The 12,407-nt window shown below is 40.2% G+C and carries 5 protein-coding genes; all 5 read right to left on the reverse strand.

What is annotated here, in order from left to right; all coding sequences use genetic code 11:
- Genes A7968_RS06860 through A7968_RS06880 form a run of 5 tightly spaced genes read right to left on the reverse strand, consistent with a single transcriptional unit; the run spans position 1 to position 12,402 of the window.
- On the reverse strand, positions 1–4,302 hold the full coding sequence (locus A7968_RS06860; RefSeq protein WP_064665818.1) for a hypothetical protein: 4,302 nt from the start codon (positions 4,300–4,302) through the stop codon (positions 1–3).
- Positions 4,287–5,057 carry a hypothetical protein gene (locus A7968_RS06865; protein ID WP_064665819.1) on the reverse strand — a complete coding sequence of 257 codons (771 nt, stop codon included), beginning with the start codon at positions 5,055–5,057 and terminating at the stop codon, positions 4,287–4,289. The genes A7968_RS06860 and A7968_RS06865 overlap by 16 nt, the downstream gene beginning before the upstream one ends.
- Positions 5,044–7,314 carry a hypothetical protein gene (locus tag A7968_RS06870; RefSeq protein WP_064665820.1) on the reverse strand — a complete coding sequence of 757 codons (2,271 nt, stop codon included), beginning with the start codon at positions 7,312–7,314 and terminating at the stop codon, positions 5,044–5,046. The genes A7968_RS06865 and A7968_RS06870 overlap by 14 nt, the downstream gene beginning before the upstream one ends.
- The gene (locus A7968_RS06875) at positions 7,301–10,417 is read right to left on the reverse strand and encodes a poly-gamma-glutamate biosynthesis protein PgsC/CapC (protein WP_064665821.1); all 3,117 of its coding nucleotides are present in this window, start codon (positions 10,415–10,417) and stop codon (positions 7,301–7,303) included. Before A7968_RS06875 ends, A7968_RS06870 begins: the two co-directional genes overlap by 14 nt.
- Complete coding sequence (locus A7968_RS06880) at positions 10,417–12,402, reverse strand: hypothetical protein (RefSeq protein WP_064665822.1); 1,986 nt, start codon at positions 12,400–12,402, stop codon at positions 10,417–10,419. The genes A7968_RS06875 and A7968_RS06880 overlap by 1 nt, the downstream gene beginning before the upstream one ends.
- Positions 12,403–12,407: the final 5 nt, after the last annotated feature.

A 12,407-nucleotide genomic window follows, 5' to 3' on the forward strand; every position in this document is an offset into this window, starting at 1 on the left:
TTAATTCTGCTCTAAAAAGTGATTGAGTTGGAGTGACTCAAAAATTATTTCGTCGTGGGAAAAAACAGCAAAACCAGTTTCGGCTAAGTTGCCGGTAGAAAACTCTAAGCTAACGTTATGGTCATTTCTAAACCAGTCTTGATCCCAACGCAATTTGATCCAACCTTGTGAGAAGTTGCCAAGGTGCAGCTGTTTTCGCCAGCCAATACTACTGATATATTGCCAAGTACTAATAGGGCGGTCCTCGTCAGCAAATTTATAATAACTGGTTATGCCAGCTTGGAATATATGACCTTGATAATATTGATTCCAAGACGCACCAAAACGTAACATGTCGAAGCTAGTCCAATCGGCATTTGAGGTGCTACCGGCGAGGAAGTTAAAATAGCTATCAACCCAAGGCTGATAGCGATATTGGTATTCCCCGCGCCAGCCTGAAGGATGATCTTCGCGATAGAAATTATAAATATCTGAATTGAGTTTAGAGTCAAATAAAAAGTCTTCAATATCAGCACTGCTGTAGCTGTAAAACGGACTTATTTGCCATTGATGTCGATGGCTTTCATCAATTCGCCAGATCTGACCAACTTGCACATATGTATTTAACGCATACTGACTGTCATTGCCTGCTTGGCTTGGTTGCCAAGTTGTTTGTAGAGCGCTGTCGACATACCAAGGGGTATCGTGATCTTGCCATGAATGATAAGCGTCAACTGAGAGTAGCTCATTGTCTTGCTCGCTCAGGGAATAGGTGAGATCAAGACGATACCAATTTTCATCATCTGTTAAGCGAAATCGTGCGCCAATATCAACACTATGTCTTGTGGGAATTGCTTCACTTGATTCAAAAATACCGCGGCGGTCATAGTTTATAAATGCTTGCCAACTAAGGTCTTCTGGGTGAAATTGAGCTGTACTTGGTTGCAGTGCTGTAACCTGCTGCGGCAGTTGGTATACTGCGGCCTCTACAGGAGGGCGCTGCTCGCTGTGGAAACTAGATACTTTATTGTTGCTGTCACTCAGCTGCCAGGTATATAACCTAACGTGTTTTATCTTATCGGTGCTGACTTCAACTTTACCTGCTGGGTGAAAAAAGCTGCGTTCAACTCGTTGCTCAAAACTACCAGGCTCCTTACTTGCGAGCATTTGTTCGAGTTTAACCAATCTGTCTGCAGGTAATTGCGCGACTAAATGGTGATCAGGCAGAACAGTATAAAACAATAAGTTATTGGTCAGTGGTAAGTCATACCAGCGATTATTACGATACTCTTGCGCTGTGAGCGTAACCACCTGCGATAAGTAGGGGTTAAGCCACAGTAATGAAACAAGGTTATCGGTAAGCTCGGTTTTACTAAAGCCAAACGAGTTTATTTTTCCCGGTTGTACGGACCAGACTTTTTCTGTTGCTCCTAACTTAATTGCCACATTTGCAATGTTACCTTGTGACAGCTCTGCCACCGAAAAGTTAAAGTTTAAACGAATTTGTTGCGAGCGAGTTTTGCTTAAATCAAGGTGTAACTGATGGTGTGGCCGAATTACCAACCCTTGCAGATAGCCTTGTTGGGTACTGGCGCTCACTAACTGATCGCTATAACTGGTTTGCGCCTGCGCATCAACGATAATGAGCTGTGTGCCAGCAAAATCTAAATAGCTATCCAGTGGAGCCCATTCACCATAACTTTGCACCCGAGAAAATAATGACTCAAGTTGTGTCGGTAAACTCAGTTCATTTACCTTTGCTAATACTTGCGTGTACTCATTAAGAGTCAGTGTTTTATTGGCTAATTTGAACAGCGTGTTATTTAATAAATCCTGCATACTGATATTAGCGTCATACAAAAGATCCATAAAGGGAGTTTGCCAATAATAAGAGCTAGCCATATTTTGATAATTGTAAGTCTCAGCTTGCGATTGCCTTAGTACTTGGTAACTAATATATGTTTGTTGATTGCTATGTAAACTCACTGATTCACCGGCTTTTAAGGTAAGTACTGCATCACTGGCAATGGATAATGGTTGAGCATCATTGAGTAAACTATTTGTGGAGCTAATATCAGAAAAAATTGGCAGCAGGCTTTGTTGTTTCCCTTGCTTTGCAAATAACCAAGTCATTTTATATTGACCATTTTGTACGCTGGTACTGCGTGCTCTAAGCACAATGGTTAAAGGCTGCGAGGCTGCTTTAAACGTTAAAGTTTGGCTTTTATTTACAGCCATTGCAGATAATCTACCCGTTGGGCTGACGAGTGTTTGAATACCTGCATGCTCAATTTCATATTCAGGTTGTTGTAGTATTGTTTGGCTATAGTTCCGCCAGTTTAATTGGGCAAAGCTAGTGTGTAATGTGGCAGTATTTGATAAATCATGGCTTAACCATAATGCGAGTAAGTTTTTTTGCTGTTTGATAGCAAGCGAAATCATAATATTGCGACAAGGCGCGAGTAGTTGTAACGCATTTGCGCATAAACCTTGCAATTTATAGTCTTGCTGTAATGCTTGATATTGTAATAACAGCGCATTACCAGCATAGCGTTTAATCGCTATGTTTTGAGTGCTTTTATACAGCCCTTCAAGGTAGCTTTTTGCAAGTGCTGCACGTCCTTGAACGTCTAATATTTTAACTCGTAGCTGCCACGCTTTAATGGCAATATCTGTGTTTGACACATTCACTAATTTTTTTACTATCTGCAGTGCTTTTAGTGGGCTTTCAGTCATTAAGTATTCGGCTTCACCAAGTTGATGTTGCCAGTGCATTGTGTCTGTTGTACTGAGCTGCACAATTTCTTGCTGTGGGTTATACGGCATTAATGAATCAATAAACTCATTACCGATTTGATTAATTTGCTGATCGACAAGAGTATCAATAACTGTGCTGGTTTCTTTTAAAGTACCCGCTTGGGCATAAAGCAGCTCATTATTAGGCAACGCTAAAAGTTGATCACTTTGCAGTGCATATTCTATCGTCTGGCGTTGCTGTTGTAGGTTTTGAATGCTTAATTGAGTGCTTGTTAACGGCACCTGTAACTCAAAAGCAGCGAAGTTTTCGCTTTTTCGTAAGGTTAAGTGCCATTCTAAATTACCGCTAGTGACTAATAGTTGTGTATCAACATCACTACGAGCATGCAGGGTAATGGTTGTTCTTACCCGTTGCTTGGTATTAAGCGAGAAGTGATGTTGCTGCTTCGCTAAAGTATGAACTTGTGCGTATTCTTCTGATAGCACTGGGTAGCTTATATCGTCGACTAAGCGCAGACCGGCTAAGCTATCAAAGTGCTTAAAATGACTATTAATAGTTACTTTGTCGTGTGTATTCGGGGTGAGAAAATCACTGGCTGAAATAGTTTTCAACAAATCTTGATAACGCCGTTGTGCAAGTAAATCGCCTTGTAAATAAGCCTCACTGATCAGTGGTGATAAATCGTGCTGTAGGTAAATCTGTTTTAGTGTGTTATCTAGGTTGTTGACCCAATAAGGTTGAAATAAGCGCTCTTGTAGCTTGTCCATAGCTTGATCATCATAAATGGCTCTGTGACTCTGCTCGAGTTTAATGAAAGCATTAGTTTCGCTTCTTATCGTTAGGTATTCACCTTTGCCGATCGCTAAATAATCAGCATTTGCAAGACCCACTTGTAGGCTCTGATACTCGCTAGCACGGCTCGCAATAACACCAATAATGCTGGCGGGTTGGTCATCAATATACGCATATACTTTGCCGTTGCTGTCTTTATTGAGTAGATCTTTACGCACCGATAACTTTAATTTTTTGGCATCTGGGAAGTACAGTTTTACAGTCTCTCCCGCTTTAAAGTGATAATAGTGCTCAACGTTTTGACCGTATTGTAAGCGCGTCGCTGTTCTTGGTAGCTTAATTGCACGGCGAAAGCTATCGCGATGGCGATTTACTTCGCCAACAAGTGCCGCTAAAGTTGCGCCTTCATCAAGGTGATTGGTGATCTTTAAAATACGGTTGTAGGGTGCACTTGGTAATTGGCAGGTTGATTTTTCGCAAATAAAATCGCGATTAACATAGAGCCTTTGTTGCGCAAGGTGACTTGTTCCTGAGCTATAAATAAATGAATTAAACGTATTGCTGTCAAGTTCGAGCCACTGTCCTTTGGCAAGCCAAAGGTACTGAGTTTGTTTCGCTTCAAAATACCGTGCTTGCTGAACTTCAGCCAAGTGAATTTGCGGCGTGAGGTTAAGCCAACGTGGTGAGCTTAAAATGTTATCATTACTGGCTAAACTCGTTGGGCTAAGCGTAACTAATAAACTGAATATAAAAGCAATTATAGCGTAATGCATGTTTTGAACTGACTCATTAAATTAGGCTGTTGCACAAGTTGTGTCCGTAAGGTGTAACTCAACTCAATATGAAAAAACTCACTGTTTTTTAGTGCTATTTGGTTTAAAATATTTTTTGTGCCACCAAGCTCGGTGACTTCTAACGGATATACCCTGCTGGTTAACTTTAACTTCTGCGTTAAACATTGGCTTATGCGCTGCAATTGGGCGGTTGCAGGCTTACTCCCTTGACTAATAATGACATCACTGCTGCGCGCTTGTTGAGTGTGGCGTTTTTTTGCATCGAAGCCATGAATTTGATAAATCATTACACGCTCAACCATACTTGCATAGGTTTCAATAAAGGCATTAGTAACACTATAGCGGTACTTGCCAAGATCACTTTTTTGTCCATCATGAGTACTTGTATGACGGTGTACAGTATTTGCCAAAAAAACCTGACAGTCACCCAGTAATGCTAATGCAATAGCATACGTGTGTTTGTCATAAAAGCGATGTGGTGCGTAGGCAATGCACTGTTTACCGCTCGGTTGATAGTGTATTTCACCAGCAACGATTAGGTTATTTTTGTCTGTAAGTGTTAAAGATGACACTAAGTCATTACTTTGCGCTAAGCTTTTTTGTACGTGCAACCACTGTGCAAGTTGATTTTTTGTGGCTGTATAAGCCTCATTGCTATTCACTTGCTGAGCATGAGTAGCTTGGCCGGTGAGCGACACTAAAATGAACGCAAATAGGGATTTATAAGGCATCATCGTTCCACCACCTTATTTTTACTTCTTCATTGGCATATTCTTCTAATATAGCTATCCACACGGTCTTATTACTGGTGAAGGTGACACTATTTAGTGCGCGAGTATCAGCATTAATTTGTTGAGTGATGGCTGGATAAGCAAATAACAGACTGTCTTTAGGATGAATTAAAAACGCTTCGCTTAAAGTGCTTGGCTGTAGTTGCAAGCGTTTATTAGCAATACTGTATTCATGGGTTAAACCGCCATGGTATTTAGCGTTTTGTGTAACATCGATAATAATCGGCTGATCAGCATCATGGCTATATGCTTTCAATACGATACTGTGTGGTCGCAGTGTTGGATATGTTAATTGCAGCGGTCTATTGGCGGTAAGTTCGTATAAACGTTGCTTTATCCACGGGCGTTGCCCTTGCCAGTTTTGATATATTTTTTGTGCGCTGTCTTCAATAATTGCTAGTTGTTCAAGCTCAGCCTCTTTTAGAGTAATTTCTTTGGCAGAATGAGTATTTAATTGATAAACCACACTGGCTGGTGTTGTGCTTGGTGCATTGGCAGCCATCTGGACTAATTGTGTTTTAGTCAGTGGTGCATAATTAAAAGGGCTTGGCTCAGTACTTGGCGTAAAGTATTTTGCAGGACTATTCACCAAAGCGACGTTGGAAATTGGCAATTGTTTAAATAGTTCTCGAGACTGATAGAAGGTGTCTTCAATTAACACCTCAGGTGGTTCTTGAAACACCCTAAGATTGATATAACTGCCTTGCTCGGTGAACGCATAATGGTTATCGGCTTGTTGTTCATACCAGGCTGCAATATCATAAAAGTCAGAGCTTTCTAAACACACAGTATGGCATAACGTACGTTGATAGTTAAATTGACTATTTCGAGATTTAACCCGTACGAGCGATGGTTGCAGTGTGGCAATTTCTAATGCGCTTGCGCGTTCATTAACACGTAAATAAAAGTGATTAGCTTTAGGTACTTTCTCACGTTGTGTGGAATCTAAAATAACACGGTCAAAGCCTGATATTTCATCGTTATAAGCAATGCTAAAGGTGTCAATTGGTTGGTTATCGTGATCAAAAACAATCACGTTGGCATGTCCTCTACTTGCGGATCTGAGGTCGATATTGATATCGCTATTAGCTTCAATTGTGTAGCGAGCAGTTAAAAGCTCACTTATTTGATAATAGCCGTCTTGTGTTGTAAGCATCGGTTGCTGTGAACTAAAAGACCAATTACTTAATAGTGGTTCGCTACTGCAGATAGTTACTAAACCACTGTCTAATTGCTCTGTGATAAAACTCAGTGGCTGTGTTGTTGCTTTATAACTGACCGCCCGCGGCGCAATAAACTGGCTTAAATCGTACCAAGTAAGGTTGATTTTTGTTTCACTATTGAGACTAAAAGTAAGCGAATCTGGCTGCTCGAGGACGATGCTCGCGCATAATGTCGCATCGGTGTAATAGTCATTTAAATTCAGCTGTTGCTGTGAAAAATCATACGTAACAACATTGTAAGGCAGTGTTTCGTATAAAATATCGGCCTTAAAGTCGATCCCCGGGATCCCTTGCGGAGCCAGCTTTAGCCATGAATAAGTAACAGCATTATTTATTTCGGTAGTGGATAAAGCGTTAACGCCAACGGTATGATAGGCACTACTTCGTTCTCTGCGCTCCAGTGGTAATTTCAGCCAAGCACTGTATCTATCATTATTATTGTTAAGGGTTTTAGCATGGACTCTGACCACAACACCCATTACTTGTGTATCTTCGGGAATGAGTTTTAATGATACGCTCGCGACGTTATTTAATTGCCTTTGATCTAGATAAAAAGACTGCCCAGATGAGACCAACAAAGCTTGGCGGTCTTCAATAATTTGCTTTATTTGCAGCTCATTATCGGTAGGTGTTAATTTTGACGCATGATGATAGATATGACTGCTTATCACTTGTTTTTGCTCATCTAAGAAGTTGTATTCAATGGCATAATTAATGGGTTTGTCTAGCGCTAAAGGCTCAGCAAAAATGGCGTTTGATAACACTCGAATTGCATGCGTCCTAGAGGGAGAGAACGAAAATATTAATGGTTGTTCAGTGCTTAACCATTGTACATTAGAGCGGGTTTCTTGATCCGAACGGTTGGTAATAGGCTCAGCCGATTTTACCCACAAATAAAAGCTAAAGGCAGCAAAAGCTAATCCAAAAACCAGTGCCAGCAAAATGAGTAATTTTAAGAGTCGTTTAATAAATTGCATTCGAGCCCTCAATCATCATAGTGTTAAAACGGTTTTGGTCAGTGAGTCGATTAGTGATCGGATTAAAAATTGCTAATAGTTTATTGTGTTGTCGAATTGCCAACGCATATTCTTGGCGTCCTTCAAACACGACTGTCTGTAACGTACAGTCAGTGAATGGTTTACAAAGTTGCGCCAGTGCAGTTAAACGTTGTGAGCTGGCGTAATGCTCAATCGATTTTGCAAAATGGCTTTGTTGCTGCGGACTTAACTCTTGCCATTCGGCAGGCGACAATGTAGTGATATTCATTACTCTAAGTGTCGGTTTGGCTGAAATAGCCAGCAAACGCTGTAATAAGCTTTGTTGGTTAACTGAAAACTGCTGCTTAAAATCAGAGGCAAGCCACAAGGTTGCCAATTCACTGTGTGGAGCAAATAGTTGATAGCCTGATTGCGCTGAAGTACCCAGTTCAAGTCCTCTTGTTGCGGTTTGACCACTTACGATTTGGAAATCAACCGCTAAGTTTTGTAAGCTATTACGCAAAGTGTCCAGTAATAATTGGTGCTTGTTATTTGATTGCGTAAACTCGAAGGCAAGCGCACTGGGTCTTATCCAAGAAGGGGCGCTGTGACTGCGGATCTGTAAGTTCATAATGTTTTGGTTTTGGCTAAAGCGTAAATAGCTTTGATGTACCACGTTAAATAATGAATCAACATTGTTAGGCGATAACACATTTGCCTGTGGGTGCGCATAAGGATGAGCTCCAGCTATTAATAGGTGTTCCGCATTGCTATTAATAAACAACTCCGTGGCAAACTTTAAAGTATTACTTTCAAATAATGGCCGAGGAACTTCAATGTTGAGCTGGGTACTCTGGTTTAGGTTGATAACATAAAAACCTTGTCCATAATTTATCGCTGGCCCATCTAAATCCGGTGCTATTAGTAAGAATCGACCTTGTGAATTGGTTAATAACGTCAGTTCGTAACCCATTAGTTTGGCCGTAGCATTAACTTGGTTTAATTGGTTGAGTATGTCGCTATCAACCGTTTGCTCTGTTATCGTCGCTTTTAATCGATACAGAGGTTTTAGTATTTCAAATTCCCACAACGCGGTTTGACTAATTGTTAATGGTTGATAATTGCCACTGCCTTTAGCGGTAATATTTTGCGAAAATAAACTGACAACCTCATTAAGACTTTGTGTTGATTTACTAATTACATTTCTCTCATCGTTATTTTGCTCTCGAGATACATTCGCTAATAGGGTAGTGTAATTATCACTATCCAAAAACGCCTCAAAGAGTTGCCCATTGAATGTGGCCGCGGGTAAAGAGCTGCTGGTAGCTTGACCAAAAAAGGTGTCTTGATGACCTAGTAATTGTTGGATCAAACGTTGGCTTAAGGAGCTTGGTAATTGGTTGTAAATCCAATATTGGCTGGTGGCACCGATACTGGTTTTTGCTAATAAACGGCTAGTGCGGTTATTAACTTCACGTATTTGAAATAACTGATTACCTCCCATCGCTTCAATAAAAGCTAAGTAATAGGGGCTTTGCTCATTATTATGAGTTAATTCTGTATTGGGTGTTGCGCTGGTGCCAAATACCAGCGCTCGGCTGTTAAAATGGGTAAAAATAAGCCCCGCCGAATCACTCGCTAAACTTTCAGAGGTTGGAAATGGTACGGTAACAATAAACTCAGTGGTTGGTTTTCGGGCAACAATAAAGAGCCCTCGTTGAGATTTTTTACGAGCATCGCGTATATAAATATAGTGTTCATCATATTGCAATTGGAAGTCGAGTTTTGCTAAGCGTTGCGTGTATAATTGCAGGTTTTCCAGTGAGTCAGGTGCTTTGTTAAGTTGGTAAATTGCTTGTTTAAAGTGATTTTTAGCTTGGCTTGCCTGATAGCTACTGATGTCAATCTGGCCTTTATTATTGGTATGAAGGTAACTCTTATACTCACTGATTTGCTGGCCAAGAGCGTTTACTTTAGCTGTGTTTTGTAGCTCTTTAATGTCGGTTGTGACAAATAAAGACGGAATAAACATAATGATAAAGCCGATCACAATTGCCAGTGCGCCTCCGACAATAGAGGTTTGAAAGGTGGCACGGATCACTAAGCCTAATGCACTTTTTTGGTATATTTTCAGCGCTAGCAAGGTCGATAGCATATAACCAAAGGCAAACGTATCAGTGACTTTTATTTCAGGGTAGTAGTGCACTACAAAGTAATTTAAAAATAACTTATAAATAAAGCCTATGTTGAAAAAAAACAGCAGCAATCGTGCCCCTTCAATATTGGCATTACGTAGTCGTGTGAAGTTTAATAATGAAGCGCCAATGATCAAAATTATCGCTGTTTCTGCAAATGAAGTGAGCAGTTTAGTTGGCTGCATTAGCTGCAAGGCTAATAACGCAGGAAGCATGATGCCATTAAACTCCCAGCCATATTTAATATTGGCGCGCGAAGCAATAAAAGCGGTGATCACTAAAATAATGTAGGCTTTGGGTGCTGCTATAATCGATGCGGCAACTGCTTCATACATAATCGCTAAATTGGCGATACTAAAATTTGTCGTTGGCATTAGCACAAAGCGAACCAGTAGGAAGGTGATAAGCAACTGCACAATCGTTACTTTCATGCCATATTTAAAGCCACCATTCCACATTACATTAGCGGTTAGGGCAATGATCACTAAACCTAAAGAATATAGTTGCGATGAGTAATCAAAGGTTATATCCCAGCCACTGAGGATATTGGCAATTAACGGCCAGAATAAAGTGTCCATAATTACGCGTACTAAGATACTGATCAGAATGATGGCAAAAAACCTATCTCGACCAAACATTTCGGCATAACCAAACTTTTCCATGATATATTTGGCGCAAAACAGCATTATTGTGTAGACCACCACAGCCTCAATTAAGATAACGGCGGCAGAAGTTGGGCTTACTATGAGTAATGGCACTAAATAACCAGGTACTACAAGCCCGGTAAGTGGGAAGCCAAAGCGTAAATTCAACAAACACACCACGGCAATACCGATCCATACCGTGGTGATAACTGACTGACCTAAGCCGCCACCGGCTGGGAATAACTGTAAGATAAAGTCGCCCACTAGTTGGATGGCTCCATCAAATTATCTGCATAAAATTGCTGTTGCTCACATAATGAATCACAGAGTTGTTTGCTGTTAGGCATTTGCTCAATGAAAAATGCAATATCTATAAATTCAAATAAAATACCTGACACTTGAAAAGGTTCGCCAGAGGCACTTTGAACTTGGCTTGAGTTCAGCGCTCGTACATTGAGGATGTAAGTTTTATTATCAAGCTTGGCTTGCAGGTAGATGTCACCTTTTTGTAAGGTAATAAAACGCAATTTTCCTTTAGCAGCTTCTATATCTAAATCGCTAACTAAGCAAAGTAAATCGAGTGCGGTCATATCAAAAATAGAAAACTGATGCATTGCGGCTAACTTTTCTAAAGATTGATTTATTTGTACCACTTGACCAAATAAATTAAATAACACAGTTGCAGAGCGAATGTTATTAAATACATGCTCTAAGGTAGTGAGTTTTTGTTCCATTTCAGATATTGATGTTTTGACTTGTTGACTCAAAGGTTCTTGTAACTTTAATGTCAGTAGTTGTGATAACACACTGGCATTGGCAGTGCTTTGTGCTTCATAAATTCGATAGTGAAACAGTAGCTCTCCTACCTGTCCTGCAAAGGCATTTACATTACGTTCAAATGCTTGTTGGTTAAATTGACTATCCGGAATAACCGTCATCGCCCAAAAACCTCTTACATCACCTGCATAGATGAGTGGCACAATATACTGTAATTCACCATCACTGAGTTCAGTAAAAAATGACCTGTTAATAGGTACTACGCCAAACTCTTTCAATGCATCAGAGTAAGGCGCTCGTTTGTAGTCGCGGCGCATTTCTTTAATATCACTGAGTTGACAATTTACGGCCCTTATTTCAGTGAGTCTATGTTCGCCTTCTTTGCGGGCTAAAAAAATCGATTTGTTCAACGCGAGTTGCTGAGTAACTAAACGAATAATGGCATCCCAAGGTGAACGTTGAGCGATAAATGACTTTGGTAAATAGCGGCCAGCCATTTTTTGCTGAATATTACCGATCAGGCTGATAAGTTCGCCGTCTTCATTGAGTTTCCTAACCAAGACAAGCCATAATAAAGTGATGAAGGTAAAAATGGTCATTTGACCAACAGGTAAAAATAACTGTTGCCAAATTAATACAAAATAACCTAATACAAACCAACCAATACCAGTCAAAGCTGCCAGCACGATACTGTAACTAATTGATAATTTTTGAAATGCAAATAACAGTAGCAAAGTAATGCTCAGTAATAACAATGTACTTTGCCATATATTGAGAGTGATCACGCTGTTTTGTTTATCAAGGGTGTCAGCAATATAGGCTGCTAATAATAAATAATCCGTGCTTTGTTGCAATTTCGGCGCATTAAGTTTTACGCCCAAACCGACATTGTGCTGGCCAACAATAATGATCTTGTTTTGCAATTGACTCGCCATCAGATCCATTGCCATCAACCGAGACGCAGAAAATTTTGGTAACGCAGCAGGGGATAATGCAAAATTAAGTAACACTTTTTTACTACTATCAATATGAGAAAATACAACAGGCCAAATAGCCTGACATTGGCTGTCAGTCATCGCTGCAAGCTCTACGTTATACCCTGACCAATCGTTAATTGGTGGTAGACAATAGCTGTTCTTAGGGTGAGGATAAAATACATTATCGCCGGCGATAGCACTGCTGGCTGAAGTGGCGTTTAACTGCTCATTGGCAAAAACGAGCACGGCTTTAGGCTGATAGCTCAACAGTTGTTGTACTAATTCATGGTGCTCTTTGCTGAGATGATCACTTTCGATGATCACAACATTACTTTGCTGACTTTGACTCAAATTTGCTAAACGACTGTAAAAAAATGCATCTGCAGAGTTAAAAAAAGAGCCTGCATTTGCAATTATTACTATGATAAATAATAAAATAATTAACCAAAAAGTACGTTGTCGCTTTAGTAAAAAAAACTGCTGATTAAAAGCCACTGTAA

Source organism: Pseudoalteromonas prydzensis, from assembly GCF_001661495.1.
Taxonomy (GTDB): domain Bacteria; phylum Pseudomonadota; class Gammaproteobacteria; order Enterobacterales; family Alteromonadaceae; genus Pseudoalteromonas; species Pseudoalteromonas prydzensis.